Origin of the sequence: Halomonas dongshanensis (assembly GCF_024790395.1) — a bacterium.
Taxonomy (GTDB): Bacteria; Pseudomonadota; Gammaproteobacteria; order Pseudomonadales; family Halomonadaceae; genus Vreelandella; species Vreelandella dongshanensis.
This window is the reverse complement of record NZ_JAJISC010000008.1, coordinates 40,781-56,198: the sequence shown is the minus strand read 5'-3', so window position 1 is coordinate 56,198 and position 15,418 is coordinate 40,781. Positions and strand designations below refer to the sequence as shown.

12 protein-coding genes are annotated in these 15,418 nt (G+C 62.6%); all 12 read left to right on the top strand.

Going from position 1 to position 15,418, the window contains the following annotated elements:
• Positions 1-85 precede the first annotated feature (85 nt).
• The 12 genes from uppS to dnaE all read left to right on the top strand — a co-directional run bounded on the left by uppS (position 86) and on the right by dnaE (position 15,363).
• Positions 86-883, top strand: coding sequence for a polyprenyl diphosphate synthase (gene uppS / locus LLY24_RS15815; RefSeq protein WP_259037273.1), 798 nt, complete (start codon positions 86-88; stop codon positions 881-883).
• A complete protein-coding gene (locus tag LLY24_RS15810; protein ID WP_259037272.1) occupies positions 876-1,679 on the top strand; it encodes a phosphatidate cytidylyltransferase in 804 nt (267 codons plus the stop codon). Before uppS ends, LLY24_RS15810 begins: the two co-directional genes overlap by 8 nt.
• Positions 1,676-2,896 (top strand): 1-deoxy-D-xylulose-5-phosphate reductoisomerase, encoded by a 1,221-nt coding sequence (ispC, locus tag LLY24_RS15805; RefSeq protein WP_259037271.1) that lies wholly within the window; start codon positions 1,676-1,678, stop codon positions 2,894-2,896. Before LLY24_RS15810 ends, ispC begins: the two co-directional genes overlap by 4 nt.
• Positions 2,897-2,918: 22 nt before the next feature.
• Positions 2,919-4,277 carry an RIP metalloprotease RseP gene (gene rseP / locus LLY24_RS15800; protein WP_259037270.1) on the top strand — a complete coding sequence of 453 codons (1,359 nt, stop codon included), beginning with the start codon at positions 2,919-2,921 and terminating at the stop codon, positions 4,275-4,277.
• Positions 4,278-4,376: 99 nt separating this feature from the next.
• Entirely contained in the window at positions 4,377-6,728 is a 2,352-nt protein-coding gene (gene bamA, locus LLY24_RS15795) for an outer membrane protein assembly factor BamA (RefSeq protein ID WP_427854570.1), read from the top strand.
• A 60-nt stretch (positions 6,729-6,788) separates the two neighbouring features.
• On the top strand, positions 6,789-7,289 hold the full coding sequence (locus LLY24_RS15790; protein ID WP_259037269.1) for an OmpH/Skp family outer membrane protein: 501 nt from the start codon (positions 6,789-6,791) through the stop codon (positions 7,287-7,289).
• A 118-nt stretch (positions 7,290-7,407) separates the two neighbouring features.
• Positions 7,408-8,445: a UDP-3-O-(3-hydroxymyristoyl)glucosamine N-acyltransferase gene (gene lpxD, locus LLY24_RS15785; protein WP_259037268.1), complete on the top strand. Its 1,038-nt coding sequence runs from the start codon at positions 7,408-7,410 to the stop codon at positions 8,443-8,445.
• Positions 8,446-8,607: 162 nt separating this feature from the next.
• The gene (fabZ, locus tag LLY24_RS15780; protein WP_259037267.1) at positions 8,608-9,051 is read left to right on the top strand and encodes a 3-hydroxyacyl-ACP dehydratase FabZ; all 444 of its coding nucleotides are present in this window, start codon (positions 8,608-8,610) and stop codon (positions 9,049-9,051) included.
• Positions 9,048-9,815 carry an acyl-ACP--UDP-N-acetylglucosamine O-acyltransferase gene (gene lpxA, locus LLY24_RS15775; protein ID WP_259037266.1) on the top strand — a complete coding sequence of 256 codons (768 nt, stop codon included), beginning with the start codon at positions 9,048-9,050 and terminating at the stop codon, positions 9,813-9,815. Before fabZ ends, lpxA begins: the two co-directional genes overlap by 4 nt.
• A 211-nt stretch (positions 9,816-10,026) precedes the next feature.
• Positions 10,027-11,226 (top strand): lipid-A-disaccharide synthase, encoded by a 1,200-nt coding sequence (lpxB, locus tag LLY24_RS15770; protein ID WP_259037265.1) that lies wholly within the window; start codon positions 10,027-10,029, stop codon positions 11,224-11,226.
• Positions 11,219-11,836 (top strand): ribonuclease HII, encoded by a 618-nt coding sequence (gene rnhB, locus LLY24_RS15765; protein ID WP_259037264.1) that lies wholly within the window; start codon positions 11,219-11,221, stop codon positions 11,834-11,836. Before lpxB ends, rnhB begins: the two co-directional genes overlap by 8 nt.
• 26 nt (positions 11,837-11,862) lie before the next feature.
• Complete coding sequence (dnaE, locus tag LLY24_RS15760) at positions 11,863-15,363, top strand: DNA polymerase III subunit alpha (protein ID WP_259037263.1); 3,501 nt, start codon at positions 11,863-11,865, stop codon at positions 15,361-15,363.
• Positions 15,364-15,418 lie beyond the last annotated feature (55 nt).

Below are 15,418 nucleotides of genomic sequence, written 5' to 3'. Positions count from 1 at the left end.
ACGACACTGCCGCGGGCAGCCTTGGCTGCCCGCTGTGCCGTTTGAGGCCGGCTTTTTTCATGCTTGATCTTGGGTGCAGGAACCGATGACGTCTACCCAGCTTCCCGACGAACGACCGGGCAAGACATCGCTCGCCTCTCCATCGCGATCTTCATCGCAGGAGGGGCTGCCGTCCCACGTGGCCATCATCATGGATGGCAACAACCGTTGGGCGCGCGCGCGCGGGCTCTCGGGCGTGCGTGGGCATCGCGCCGGGGTCGAGGCCGTGCGCGCGGTGATCCAGCGCGCCGCCGAACGGGGCGTGCGCACCCTGAGCCTGTTCGCGTTTTCCAGCGAAAACTGGAAGCGTCCGGCGTCGGAGGTCAATGCGCTGATGGAGCTCTTTTTGATGGCGCTCAAGCGCGAGGTCAAAAAGCTTCACGAGCGTAATATTCGCCTGACCATCGTCGGCGAGGAGCGCGGCTTCTCCCACGCAATTCAAAAGCACATCCATCGCGCCGAGACCCTGACCGCCAGCAATACCGGCATGCACCTGATCATCGCTGCCAACTACGGCGGTCAGTGGGACATCGCCCAGGCGGCGAGAACGCTCGCCAGACAGGTGAGCGAAGGGGTGCTGCACGCCGATGAGATCGACGAGGCGCGTATCGATGCGCTTCTCTGCCGCTCCATCCCGCCGGTGGATCTGTGTATTCGCACCAGCGGCGAGCAGCGGCTCTCCAACTTCATGCTCTGGCAGTTGGCCTACGCGGAACTGCATTTTTCACCGCTGCTGTGGCCTGATTTCGGCGCTCCGGCGTTGGATGCCGCGCTCGAGGATTTTTGCCAGCGTAAACGCCGATTCGGCATGACCGACGAACAAATAGAGGCGCAAGGTGCTTAGACAGCGGATCATCACAGCCGCCTGGTTGGCCCCCCTAATGCTGGTCGGGCTGTTCGGGCTCAGCGGCGGGGCGTTTGCCCTGTTCACGGCGCTCATCGTACTGCTGGGTGCCTGGGAGTGGAGCAACTTGGCAGGGCTTGGCGAAGGTAAGCGCATCTGGCCGGTATGGGCCCTGGCCCTGGTCATGCTGGTGCTGTGGTTTTCCGGCAACGCCACGGCGCTCTGGCCGCTATGGTTTGCTGCCATTGGCTGGGCGCTGAACTTCTACTGGGTATCGCGCTACCCCGAGCCCGACGCTGCCTGGCAGTCGACGGCCGGGCGCTTGGCGATGGGTGCCTGGGTGCTGCTGCCCTGCTGGATCGGCTTCAACGTGCTGCGTGAAAGCGGCGGCGTATGGCTGCTGTTCGTTCTGCTGCTGGTGTGGGCGGCGGATATCGGCGCCTACTTTGCTGGGCGTGCCTGGGGGCGGCGTAAGCTCGCACCTCGGGTTAGCCCCGGTAAATCCTGGGAGGGCGTGTACGGCGGCTTGGCAGCCACGGCGCTATTGGCCGTGGTGTTCGCCGTTTGGCAGCAGCTCAACTTTGCCACCGGACTTGCTCTGGTGGTGGCCAGCGCCTTGATCACGCTGGTGTCGGTGCTAGGTGATCTGCTCGAAAGCATGCTCAAGCGCTTTCGCGGCATCAAGGATTCGAGCCAACTGCTGCCCGGCCACGGTGGCGTGCTCGACCGTGTCGACAGCCTGACCGCCGCCATTCCGCTATTTGCTCTGCTCTACGTGCAGGTGCTGCCGTTATGACAGCGCCTTCCGTGCAGCGGGTCACCGTGCTGGGTTCGACCGGCTCCATCGGCACCAGCACGCTGGACGTGATTGGGCGCCACCCCGAGCGCTACCGCGTGCACGCCTTGACCGCCCACACCTCACGCGAGGCGCTGCATGCGCAGTGCCTGCGCCACCGCCCGGACGTGGCAGTGCTGGCTGGCGAGGAGGATGCTGCTTGGCTCGCCGCGCGTCTGCGGGAGGCGGGATTGAGCACTACGGTGCGGCACGGCGAGCAGGCACTATGCGCGGTGGCAGCGAGCGATGAAAGCGAGGTAGTGATGGCCGCCATCGTCGGTGCGGCGGGGCTTTTGCCTGCGCTGGCCGCCGCCGAGGCGGGCAAGCGCGTGCTGCTGGCCAACAAGGAAGCCCTGGTAATGAGCGGGGCGCTGTTCATGCAGGCCGTCGAGCGCGCGGGCGCCACACTTCTGCCCATCGATTCCGAACACAACGCGATTTATCAGTGCCTGCCCCGCGAACATCGCGGTGGGCTCGAGCGCCACGGTATTACCCAGCTACTGCTGACCGCTTCGGGCGGGCCTTTTCGCACTTGGGAGGCCGGGGCGCTTGAGGGCGTCACTCCCGAGCAGGCCTGCGCCCATCCCAACTGGTCGATGGGGCGCAAGATCTCGGTGGATAGCGCCACGCTGATGAACAAGGGGCTCGAACTGATCGAGGCGTGCTGGCTGTTCGACGCCACGCCGGATCAAATCCAGGTCGTCGTCCATCCGCAAAGCGTGATCCACTCCATGGCTGCCTATCAGGATGGTTCGGTGCTGGCTCAGCTCGGCAACCCTGACATGCGCACGCCCATCGCCTATGGGCTGGCCTGGCCCGAGCGCATCGAGGCGGGGGTCGAGGCGCTGGATCTATTTACCATTGCGCGGCTCGATTTCGAGCGCGCCGATGAAGCGCGCTTTCCCTGCCTGCGTCTGGCGCGCGAGGCGATGCAAGCGGGCGGTACGGCACCGGCGGCGCTCAACGCTGCCAACGAGATAGCTGTCGCCGCCTTTCTGGACGGTGACATCGGCTTTACCGCCATCGCCGAGGTCGTGGCGGAGGTACTGGTACATCACACGGTGGCACCCGCCGATACGCTCGATGCCATCTTGGCGGCCGACGCCGAGGCGCGTGAGCGCGCGCGCGCATGTATCGCCCGTCGGTTTGTGCATGGAGAAGCTGGGGCAAGGCCGTGAGCCGTGTAGCGAGGAGTAGAGCGTGAGTCTGATTCAGAACATTCTAGCGGTCATCGTCGTGCTGGGGGTGCTGGTCACTTTCCACGAGTTCGGTCACTTCTGGGTCGCGCGTCGCTGTGGCGTCAAGGTGCTGCGCTTCTCGGTCGGCTTCGGTAAGCCATTCTGGTCGCGGGTCGATCGTCACGGTACCGAGTTTGCGGTGGCGGCGATTCCGCTTGGCGGCTATGTCAAAATGCTCGACGAGCGCGAAGCGCCGGTGCCCGCCGACCAGCTCGACCAAGCCTTCAACCGTAAGAGCGTCTGGCAGCGTATCGCCATCGTGGCGGCGGGGCCGCTGGCCAACTTTCTGCTCGCCATCGTGGCGTACTGGCTGGTCTTCGTGGTGGGGACGACGACGGTTGCGCCCTGGATCGGCAGCGTCACGCCCGACTCACCCGCGTCTGAGGCCGGACTTTCACGAGGCGACGAAATCACCGCCATCCAGGGCGATGCCGTGCGCTCCTGGGAGGATATCAGCCTCAAACTCGTGTCGATGATCGGTTTTAGCGGCGAACTTAGCGTCGAAACGCGTGCCGAAGGTCGGCAGGCGCCGCGTGAACACGCCCTAGCGGTGAACGACTTTCTGGTGCGCCAGGACCCGCCCCAGCCGCTTGAGTCGCTCGGCATCACGCCCTGGCAGCCCGACTTTCCCGCCGTATTAGGGCAAATAGTGGCGGGCGGCAGCGCCGAGCAGGCGGGGCTTGCACCGGGTGATGAGATGCTTGCCATCGACGGTGAAGCCGTTGACGACTGGATGCACTTCGTCAATCTGGTGCGCGCCAACCCCGGTACCCCCTTGACGCTCGATTACCTGCGCGACGGCGAGCGGCGCCAAACGACGCTGACGCCTGGACGCAACGCTCTGGAGACTGGGGTCGAGATTGGCTATATCGGCGCGGGCGTGGAGCCGGTATCCTGGCCAGAAGAGATGCAGCGCGAGATTCGTTACGGGCCCATCGAAGCGGTAGGGCAGGCGGTTGCGCGTACCGGCGACATGACGCTTTTGACCCTGGATGCGATTCGCAAGATGCTGGTAGGGCTGATCTCGCCGTCGAACCTTTCAGGGCCGATCACCATCGCGCAGATTTCCGGTGACTCCGCGCGCGCCGGTTTTGAGGCGTTCGTCGGCTTTCTAGCGTATCTTTCCATCAGTTTGGCGGTGCTGAATTTACTGCCGATTCCCGTGCTCGACGGCGGGCATCTGCTTTATTATTTCGTGGAGGTCGTGCGCGGGCGGCCGGTCTCCGAACACGCCCAAGCCATCGGGCTACGCATCGGGCTTGCCATGGTAGGCACCCTAATGCTGATGGCTCTCTATTTCGATCTGATGCGCCTGTGGTAATGACGCGTGCAGCGATGAGATACCTTGTCATCTACCTGCACAAATGTATATGGTGCCTGTCTACCAAGACGGGCAGACCAACGCGAGCGAACTGACTGCATGAAAATCAAGACCCTCGGAATGGCGGCACTCTTATTGGCAGGAGCCAGCGGTGCCCAAGCACAATCCTTTGACGTTTCGGACATTCGTGTAGAAGGGCTGCAGCGGGTTTCCGCCGCCTCGGTCTTCAATGCGTTTCCGGTCAGCGCCAACGATCGCGTCGATGAACAGCAACTGGCCGCCGCCACGCGCAACCTGTTTGCCACTGGCCTTTTCGATGACGTATCGCTCGCCCGCGAAGGCGACGTGCTGGTGATCCAGGTCGTCGAGCGCCCGACCATCGCGCGTCTCAACATCACCGGTAACCGTCAGCTCTCCGAGGACGATCTGCGTAACGGTCTGCGCCAGTCTGGGCTCTCCGAAGGCCAGGTGCTGCAGCTGTCTACTCTGGACGAGATCCAGCGCGAGCTGGAGTCGGTCTATCAAGCGCAGGGGCGTTACAGCGCACGCATCGAGACCGACGTTCAGACAGTCGACGAAGGCCGTGTGCAGGTCAATATCCGTATCAACGAAGGCGAAGTCGCCAAGATCCGCCAGATCAACATCGTCGGTAACCAAGCCTTCGACGACGAGACACTGCGCGAGGTGTTCGAGCTCAACGACCGCCCGGGGCGTATCTTCGGCTGGTTCTCCAGTGACGAGTACTCGCGTGAGGCGCTCGCGGGCGACATCGAGCGCTTGCGCTCGTTCTATCTTGACCGTGGCTACGTCAACTTCGATGTGACCTCGACCCAGGTGTCGATCGGTCCTGACAAGTCGGACATCTACATTACTCTGAACGTCGATGAGGGCACCCAGTACCGCGTAGGCGACGTGCGCTTCGCTGGTGATCTGCAAATCGGCGAATCCGAGGCGCGTCAGCTACTTCAGGTGCAAAGCGGCGAGATCTTCTCGCGCAGCGATGTCAACGCCTCTACCGAAGCGCTGCGGCAGCGCTTGGGTGCCGAAGGTTTCGCCTTTGCCGAAGTGCGCGGCATTCCCGAAATGACTGCCGACAGCGATACCGTCGATATCGTCATCGCCGTCGAGCCGGGCCAGCGCACCTACGTGCGGCGTATCCAGTTCCTCGGTAACACCACGACCGAAGACGAAGTACTGCGGCGTGAAATGATCCAACTCGAAGGCGCACCCGCCTCGACCGACTCGATCACCCAATCGCGCCAGCGCCTGGAGCGCCTGGGCTTCTTCAGCCAGGTCGAAGTCGATACTCAACCGGTGCCGGGCCAACCCGACCAACTAGACGTGACCTACACCGTTGAGGAGCAACCCTCGGGCTCGGTGTCGGCAAGCGTTGGTTTCTCTCAGAGCGCCGGGGTCATTTACGGCGTGGGCCTCTCCCAGAACAACTTCCTGGGCACGGGTAACCGCGTCAACATCGGCGCCTCGCGCAGTGATACCTTCACTAGCGTGAACTTCGGTTTCACCGACCCTTACTGGACGCTGGACGGTATTTCGCGCGGCTACAACGTCTACTACCGCGAAACCGACTACGCCGACTCCGATATCTCGACCTACTCGACCGACGCCTACGGCGCTGGAATCAACTTCGGCTACCCGATCAGCGAGCTGTCGCGGCTCAACTTCGGCGCAACCCTGGAAGATCTGACGGTCAAGACTTACTTCGATACCGCCTCGGAGATTCGCCAATACGTCGAAGATCAGGGCGAAGACGCCCAGAGCCTCAAGCTCTCGGCCAGTTGGACGCGCAACAACCTCAACCGCGGTATCATGCCGACGGCGGGTAATTATCAGCGCCTGTCGCTGGAGACCAGCGTGCCGGGCAGCGATGCCGAATACTACAAGCTGCGTGCTCGCGCCCAGCAGCTCTTCCCGCTCAACGACAACCAGGATTGGGCGCTGAAGTTCACCGGTAACCTTGGCTACGCTAACACCTTCGATAGCAACGACCCCTATCCGTTCTACGAAAACTTCTATGCGGGTGGCTTGGGTTCGGTGCGCGGTTTCACCTCCAACACCCTGGGACAGCGCACCACGCCCTCGCGTGAAGGCGGCCGTGACCGTACCTTAGGCGGTAACGTGCTGGTCGAAGGCAGCGCCGAGATGATCTTCCCGATGCCTTTCATCGAAGATCAGCGCTCGATGCAGACCTCGCTATTCTTCGATGCCGGTAACACCTTCCTAAGCTCCTGCTACGACGTGGTGGCGGCCGATGCCGATCGTCAGCGCTGCAGCTCGGGTGTGGATCTGGGCGATCTGCGCTACAGCGTGGGCGTGGGTCTCTCCTGGCTGACGCCGGTTGGTCCCCTAACATTCAGCATCGCCGAGCCGCTCAATGACGAAAGCGGCGACGACACGCAATTCTTCCAGTTCTCGCTGGGTCAAACATTCTAAACGTACCGGCTCGGGCCGCGTCGCGGCCCGCGTCATTGGTTGGATTAAGGAGCCTTTTTCATGCGTAAACAGACAGCGATCGCATGTCTTTTGGGTGCCATGGCGCTTCCGGTACACGCCGCCGAGGTCGCCGTGTTGGATTGGCGTGCGGCGCTGATGAACACGCAGTCGGCGCAGAGCTCGCTGAGCCAGTTGCAAAGCCAGATCAGCAGTCAGCAGACCGAAGCCCAAGGCCTGGGTAACGAGCTACAGCAGCTGCAGGAGCGTCTTCAGCGCGAGGGCGAGACCATGTCGCAGTCCGAGCGTGACGCGCTAATTGGCGAGCTGCAGCAAAAGGGAGCGCGCTTCGAGCAGCTTCGTCGCGAGGTGATTCAGGCGCAGCAGCAGTCCGAGCAGCAATTCCTCGAAAGTGCGGAACCCAAGCTCGAACGGGCCGTCGAACAGGTCATCGAGCGTCACGGCATCGACGTGCTGGTGGAGCCACAAGGCGTGCTGCATTCGGCGACCGATCTGCCCAATTTGACTAACGAAGTCACGCAAATCTTCGATTCGCTGAACTGATGATGAATAGCCCGGCGCGGGGCGTAAACGTAGCCCTCGCCGCGCCGTTAACGTTAACACGCTTTATCTTTCGTATTTCGGTGCGGCTCTACCGCACCCAAGGTTCCTGGGCTCTCCCATGACGCACGCGCCAACACTCACACTCGCCGACATTGCTCGCCGTCTCGACATCGACTTCCAGGGCGACGGCGATACGCTCATTCGCGGTCTTGCCACGCTCAAGGAGGCGGGACCGGATCAAATCGCCTTTCTGGCCAATCGTGCCTACCTCAAGGATCTCGCCGAGACGCGGGCGGCGGCGGTGTTGCTGCACCCCGAGCACGGTAAGAACTGTCCGGTTCCGCAGCTGCCCATCGATAACCCCTACCTCGGCTACGCTCAGCTCTCGCAAATGTTCGATCCGCTAGAGGCGAGCAAGCAGACCGGCGTGCACCCTACGGCCGTGGTCGGCGATAACGTGACCCTGGGGGAGGGCGTCGAGATTCAGGCTCACGCCGTCATCGACGCGGGTGTGGTGCTGGGCGATCGCGTGGTGATTGGCGCCGGAAGCGTCGTGGGTGCCGACTCGATCTTGGGCGACGATACCCGGCTACACGCCAATGTCACCGTCTACCACGGCGTGGTGATTGGTAAACGGGCGATTTTGCACAGCGGCTGCGTGATCGGTGCCGACGGTTTTGGCTTTGCTCACGACGGCGCGCGCTGGCACAAGATCGCCCAGCTCGGCGGTGTAGTGCTGGGGGACGACGTCGAAGTCGGCAGTTGCTCGAGCATCGACCGTGGTGCATTGGGCGATACCCTGATCGGTAACGACGTCAAGATCGACAGCCAAGTGCAGATTGCGCACAACGTGCGTATCGGTGATCACAGCGCTCTGGCTGGCTGCGTCGGTATTGCCGGTTCCACCAAGGTGGGCAAGCATTGCATGCTGGGCGGTGGGGTCGGGCTCTCGGGTCACTTGACCATTGCCGACGGCGTGCAGGTGACGGGCATGAGCCTGGTGACCAACTCGATTCACGAGCCCGGCGTTTACTCTTCCGGCACGGGGGCCATGAACAACACCCAGTGGCGCAAGAATGCAGTACGTTTCAAACAGTTGGATGAGATCGCCAAGCGCCTGACGCGCTTGGAGAAGAGTAGCCGCGATAGCGCTTAGCCTTGTCGCTGAAAGCGCGAATGAGGCGCTTTAGCGGGGAATCCCAGCCAGTGGCTTGAGCTCCCCCCGCGGCACGCTATAATCCACTGCCTTTTGGCCAGCCTTGATGCTGGCACTTGCCTGAATGATGCCAGGCGTTTTGTCTTTTTAGAGGTCGCTACGATGGTTATGGATATCAACGAGATTCGCGAATACTTGCCCCACCGCTATCCGTTTTTGCTGGTGGACCGGGTCACTCAGTTGACCGAAGGCGAATCCATCGTGGCGTTCAAGAACGTCAGTATCAACGAGCCCTTCTTCAACGGGCACTTTCCCCATCACCCCATCATGCCGGGCGTGTTGGTCATCGAAGCTTTGGCTCAAGCCTGTGGCATTCTTGGCTTCAAGACGGTCAACAAGCTGCCCGCCGATGGCTACGTCTACTACCTCGTGGGTAGCGACAACGTGCGCTTCAAGCGTCCGGTGATGCCAGGTGACCAGCTGCGTCTGGAAGCCAACGTGATCAAGGGCAAGCGCGGCATCTGGAAGTTTGCCTGCAAGGCGACCGTGGGCGATGAGCTGGCCTGCGAAGCAGAAATCATCTGCGCCGAGAGGAAGGTGGCTTGATACATCCAACTGCACTGATCGACCCCAAGGCGCAGCTGGCCGACGACGTCGAGGTTGGCCCATTCAGCGTCATCGGCCCGGATGTCACCATAGGGGCTGGCTCCGTGATCGGCCCACACGTGGTGATCAAGGGGCCGACGGTATTGGGTAAGCGTACGCGGATCTTCCAGTTCGCCTCGGTCGGCGAAGATTGCCAGGACAAGAAGTACGCCGGTGAGCCGACGCGTCTGGTGATGGGCGACGACAACGTGGTGCGCGAGGGTGTCACCCTGCACCGTGGTACGGTTCAGGATCGCGGCGAGACCACCATCGGCTCGCGCAACCTGTTCATGGCCTACGTCCATGTGGGCCACGACTGCGTAATTGGCGATGACTGCATCTTGGCCAACCAGGTTACCTTGGCCGGACACGTCACGCTGGGTAACTTCGCCATCCTTGGCGGTCTCTCGGCGGTACACCAGTTCTGCCACTTCGGCGAGCACGCCATGGCCGGTGGAGGGTCGATCATCACCAAGGACACGCCTGCCTTCGTCATGATCAATGGCAACCCCGCCGAGGCCCACGGCTTGAACCTGATCGGGCTCAAGCGACGTGGTTTCGAGCGCGACGCCTTGAACGCCCTCGGTACTGCCTACAAACTCGTCTATCGCCAGGGGTTGACCATCGAGCAGGCACTGGAGCAGATTCGCCAGCGCTTCGATCTGCCCGAGACCGAACGCTTCGCTGCTTCGATCGAGCGCTCGACGCGCGGCATCATTCGCTAGGCTCTGTATGTAAAGTGCCTGCGCTCGACAATACGGCGTTAAAAATTGACTCAGAATACTCATTTACCACGTGTAAACTCCGTTTCTTCGTCAATTTTTGCCTTGTCTTGTCTTCGCTCGACGACTTTTCATACAGACCCTAACGTCGCGAGTCACTGATCAACGTTAGACTCGTTGACGCCAAGCAACATCGCAAACAGGCACCACCGCTATGACCGTGCAGCGCGTTTTTATCGTGGCGGGCGAGCTCTCGGGAGACATTCTCGGCGCTGGCCTAATGCAGGAGCTCAAGGCTCGCCATCCGGGCATTCAGTTTCGCGGCATTGGCGGCCCGCGCATGATCGCCCAAGGGCTTAAAAGCCGCTTTCCGCTCGAAACGCTGTCGGTCATGGGCTTGGTCGAGGTGATCAAGCATCTGCCCGAACTTATCGGCGTGCGCCGCACCCTGCGCCGTGAGGCGCTTGAGTGGCAGCCCGACATCATGATCGGCATCGACGCGCCGGACTTCACCCTTGGCCTCGAAAAGCAGCTGCGCCGGGCGGGCGTGCGCACGGCGCACTACGTTAGCCCCTCGGTATGGGCCTGGCGTCAAGGGCGGATTCACGGCATCGCCGAGGCCGTCGATGGCATGTTGACGCTGTTGCCCTTCGAGGCGGCGTTCTACCGCGCCCATAAGGTGCCGGTTGCCTTCGTGGGTCATCCACTTGCCGACGAGCTGCCACTTGTCAACGACCGCGTCGCCGAGCGGCGCGCGCTGGGCCTTGTCGAGGATGCGCTTATATTGGCGCTGCTGCCGGGCTCGCGGGCCAACGAGATTCGCTTTCTAGGCGAGACCTTCCTCGCCACCGCCGAGCGGCTCTGTGCGCGCTACGCCGATCTGCATATCGTCATGCCGGCGGCAAGCGCTGCCCGCCACGCCGAACTGACAGCGCTGCTGGCGCGTACGCCCGCGCTTGATGGACGCGTGACGTTAATCGAGGGGCAGTCACGCGAGGCTATGGTGGCAAGCGATGTGGTGCTGCTGGCCTCTGGCACGGCGGCGCTCGAAGCCATGCTGTGCCATCGCCCGATGCTGGTGGCCTACAAGATGGCGCCGACTACCCATTGGCTCGCCAAACGGCTGGTCAAGACGCGCTGGATTTCGCTGCCCAATTTGATCGCCCAGGAGGCGCTCGTGCCCGAGCTGATTCAAGACGCCGCTTCACCGGAGGCTATCAGCGACGGCTTGGCGGCGCTTTTTGATGACGCCGAAGCGCGGCGAGCACTGGAGGCGCGTTTTGCCGCGCTCCACGCTACCCTGCAGCGCAACGCCAGCCGCCGCGCCGCCGATGCCGTGACCGCCATTGCGACTGGGCAGCCGCTCGATGAGTTAGACGAGAGCGAACAGGAGCAGGAGTCTTGGCATGGCTGAGACGACGTTCGAACCGCTGGTTATCGCCTACGACGGCCTGCATCTGGCGGGCGTGGACGAAGTGGGGAGGGGCCCGCTGGTGGGCAGCGTGGTGGCCGCTGCGGTGATTCTGGATCCTGCCCAGCCCATCGAGGGGCTCACCGATTCCAAAAAGCTCAGCGCGCGGCGTCGCGAAATGCTCGATGGGCTAATTCGTCAGCGCGCCCTGGCCTTTGCCGTGGCCGAGGCGTCGGCCACCGAGGTCGATGCCTTGAACATCTACCACGCCACGCACCTGGCCATGCGCCGCGCCATCGACGCACTCACGCCTGCGGCAGAGTATCTTTTGGTGGATGGCAATCGCTTGCCGGGGCACGCCTTACCCGGTCAGGCGGTGGTCAAGGGCGACGCGCGCCATCCGGCCATTGCTGCTGCATCGATCTTGGCCAAGGTCGCCCGCGATGCCCAGATGCTCGCCCTCGATGCGGCGCATCCCGACTATGGCTTTGCCCGTCACAAGGGCTACCCGACGAAAGAGCACCTCGCGGCTCTTGAACGTTTCGGCCCCTTGGCCGACCATCGTCGAAGCTTTGCGCCGGTCAAGCGCACGCTAGTCGAGCACGCATTTTAACACCCCCCTTACCTGCCGAGAGTGACATGACGGTTCCATTCGTTCATCTACGCTTGCACAGCGAATACTCCCTGGTCGACGGCTTGCTCAAGATCAAGCCTCTGGTCGCCACCACGGCCGAGCAGGGCATGCCGGCGCTGGCGCTGACCGACGAAGCCAACCTCTTCGGTCTGGTGAAGTTCTACAAGAGCGCCCAGGGCGCCGGGCTCAAGCCGATCATCGGCAGTGATCTCTGGCTCACCAATCCCTACGACGATGCTCACCCCTACCGCATTACGCTGCTGGCGATGAACCAGCAGGGCTACCTCAACCTGACCGAGCTGATCTCGCGCGGGTGGATGGAGGGCCAGCGCCAGGGACGAGCGATTCTCGACAAGCGCTGGGTACTCGAACAGAGTGAGGGGCTGATTGCACTCTCCGGCGGGCGCGAAGGCGATATCGGCCGCCACCTGCTTTCCGAGCACGAGCGCGAAGCGCGTGCGTTGCTCGATGAGTGGCAGGCGGCCTTTCCCGACCGCTTCTATCTCGAGCTGACCCGCACTGGGCGAGCGCTGGAAGAGGCCTGTGTCCACGCCAGTGTGAAACTGGCCATCGACACCGGCACGCCCGTGGTGGCGACCAACGACGTGCGCTTTTTGACTCGCGACGACTTCTGGGCCCACGAGACCCGGGTCGCCATCGGCGAGGGCAAGGCGCTGGACGACCCGCGCCGCGAGCGCCGCTACACCGAAGAGCAGTACCTCAAAAGCCCTGAGGAGATGGCGGCGCTCTTCGCTGACATTCCCGAAGCGCTGGAAAACAGCGTGATGATTGCCGAGCGCTGCAGTGTCGACGTGCGCCTGGGTGAGATCTTTTTGCCCGAGTTCGAGATTCCCGAAGGGATGACCCTCGATGAGTTCTTCCGCAAGGTCTCCCATGACGGCCTCGACGACCGTCTGGATTTTCTCTTCCCCGCCGAGCGCTACCCGCGCGACGGTGACGAGTTCAAGGCCATCGATGCGCGCTACCGCGAGCGGTTGAACTTCGAGCTCGACATCATCATTCAGATGGGGTTTCCCGGCTACTTCCTGATCGTGATGGACTTCATCCAGTGGGCCAAGGACAACGACGTGCCGGTGGGCCCGGGGCGCGGCTCCGGGGCGGGGTCGCTCGTGGCCTACGCGCAGAAGATCACCGATCTTGACCCCATCGGCTACGATCTGCTCTTCGAGCGCTTTCTGAACCCCGAGCGGGTCTCGATGCCCGACTTCGACGTCGACTTCTGCATGGAGAAGCGCGACCGCGTCATCGACTACGTTGCCGACCGCTACGGGCGCAACGCCGTGTCCCAGATCGTCACCTTCGGCACCATGGCGGCCAAGGCCGTGGTGCGCGACGTGGCGCGTGCCCAGGGCAAGCCCTACTCGCTCGGCGATAAGCTCTCCAAGTTGATCCCCTTCGAAGTGGGCATGACGCTCGCCAAGGCCATCGAGCAGGAACCCGCACTCAAGGAGTTCATCGACGCCGATGAAGAGGCCGAAGAGATCTGGGAGATGGCGCTCAAACTCGAGGGCACCACGCGCGGCACCGGCAAGCACGCGGGCGGCGTGGTCATCGCGCCGACCAAGCTTACCGATTTCTCGCCGCTTTTGTGCGACGAGGAGGGCGGTGGCCTGGTGGTCCAGTTCGATAAGAACGACATCGAAGAAGCCGGCCTGGTCAAATTCGACTTCTTGGGGCTGCGTACCCTGACGATCATCGACTGGGCGCTGGAGATGGTCGATAAGGTGCGCGACGCCGCAGGCCAAGGGCCGCTCAACATCGATGCCATTCCGCTCGATGATGCCAAGACCTTCGAGATGCTCAAGCGCGCCGCTACCACCGCAGTGTTCCAGCTCGAATCGCGCGGCATGAAGGAGCTGATCAAGCGCCTGCTGCCTGACTCCCTCGATGACATGATCGCCCTGGTGGCGCTGTTTCGTCCCGGCCCGCTGCAGTCGGGCATGGTCGATGATTTCATCAACCGTAAGCACGGTCGCGCCGAGGTCTCTTACCCGCACCCGGACTACCAGCACGAGCTTCTGAAACCAGTGCTCAAGCCCACCTACGGCATCATCCTCTACCAAGAGCAGGTCATGCAGATCGCGCAGGTGATGGCGGGTTACACCCTGGGCCAGGCCGATATGCTGCGCCGGGCGATGGGTAAGAAAAAACCCGAAGAGATGGCCAAGCAGCGCTCGGGCTTCATGGAAGGCTGCGCGGCCAACGGCATCGACAAGGACCTGGCGGGTAACATCTTCGACCTGGTGGAGAAGTTTGCCGGTTACGGCTTCAACAAGTCGCACTCGGCGGCCTACGCGCTAGTCTCTTACCAAACGGCGTGGCTCAAGGCGCACTATCCTGGCCCCTTCATGGCGGCGGTGATGTCCACCGAGATGGACAACCTCGATAAGGTGGTGCCGCTGATCGAGGAGTGTCGCAACCTGCGCCTGACGGTCACGCCCCCCGACGTCAACGTGGGTGGCTACAAGTTCACCGTCGACGACGAAGGGCGCGTGGTCTACGGGCTGGGTGCTATCCGCGGCGTGGGTGAGGGGCCGATTGGTGCCATCGTCGAGGCGCGTGCTGCCGATGGGCCGTTCAAGGATCTGTTCGATTTCTGCCGCCGTATCGACCCCAAACGCATCAACAAGCGTACCCTGGAGGCGCTGATTCGCTCCGGCGCGCTGGATAATCTCGGCCCTAACCGCGCGGTGCTCGCGGCCGCGCTTGAAGATGCGCTCAAGGCGGCGGCGCAAAATCATGCCAACCAGAACCTTGGCATGCTCGATATGTTCGGCGACGCCTTTGCCGAGGAGAGCACCGAAGACGTCTACGCCGAGTACCGCCGGGTACGCGAGTGGACCGACCGCGAGCGCCTCTCCGGTGAGAAGGACACCCTGGGGCTCTATCTCACCGGCCACCCTATCGATGAGTACGAGCGCGAGCTCAAGCGCTTCGTCTCCACCCGCATCAGCGACTTGAAGCCCTCACGCGAGCCTCAGCGGGTAGCGGGGCTGGTAGTCGGCATGCGCACCATGCGCTCCAAGCGCGGCGACACCATGGCGTTCATCACCCTCGATGACCGCACCGGACGCATCGAAGCATCGCTGTTTGGGGAGCTTTTCGACCAGGTGCGCGGTCAGATCGAGTCCGACCAAGTGATCATCCTCGAAGGCGAAGTCTCCAACGACGACTTCTCCGGCGGGCTCAAATTGCGTGGCAAGGAGGTTACGCCCATGGTTGCCGCGCGCATTCGCTACGGTGATGCGGTGGAGGTAGCGCTGGATGCCGGCGCGATCAACGGGCGCTTGATCGATAGCCTGCGGGCAAGCCTTGCGCCCCACTGCGACCCGAAAGGGCTACCCGTTCGGCTGCAGTATCGTCACCCCGCTGCCGTCGGTTGGCTGAAACTCGACGACGCCTGGAAGGTCTCGCCCTGCGACGATTTACTCCTGGCGCTGCGCGACGTTCAAGGCCAGACCGGCGTTCAACTGCGCTATCGATAAGGTGGCGATAAGGTGGCGATAAGGTATCGATAAGGGCTGCGTTTACCCTCGCACC

Bases quoted from the DNA above. Each gene is read 5' to 3' on its own strand.
- ispC (WP_259037271.1), top strand. From the start codon at position 1,676: ATGACAGCGCCTTCCGTGCAGCGGGTCACCGTGCTGGGTTCGACCGGC.
- lpxB (WP_259037265.1), top strand. From the start codon at position 10,027: ATGACCGTGCAGCGCGTTTTTATCGTGGCGGGCGAGCTCTCGGGAGAC.
- lpxD (WP_259037268.1), top strand. From the start codon at position 7,408: ATGACGCACGCGCCAACACTCACACTCGCCGACATTGCTCGCCGTCTC.
- fabZ (WP_259037267.1), top strand. From the start codon at position 8,608: ATGGTTATGGATATCAACGAGATTCGCGAATACTTGCCCCACCGCTAT.
- dnaE (WP_259037263.1), top strand. From the start codon at position 11,863: ATGACGGTTCCATTCGTTCATCTACGCTTGCACAGCGAATACTCCCTG.
- LLY24_RS15790 (WP_259037269.1), top strand. From the start codon at position 6,789: ATGCGTAAACAGACAGCGATCGCATGTCTTTTGGGTGCCATGGCGCTT.
- rnhB (WP_259037264.1), top strand. From the start codon at position 11,219: ATGGCTGAGACGACGTTCGAACCGCTGGTTATCGCCTACGACGGCCTG.
- bamA (WP_427854570.1), top strand. From the start codon at position 4,377: ATGAAAATCAAGACCCTCGGAATGGCGGCACTCTTATTGGCAGGAGCC.
- uppS (WP_259037273.1), top strand. From the start codon at position 86: ATGACGTCTACCCAGCTTCCCGACGAACGACCGGGCAAGACATCGCTC.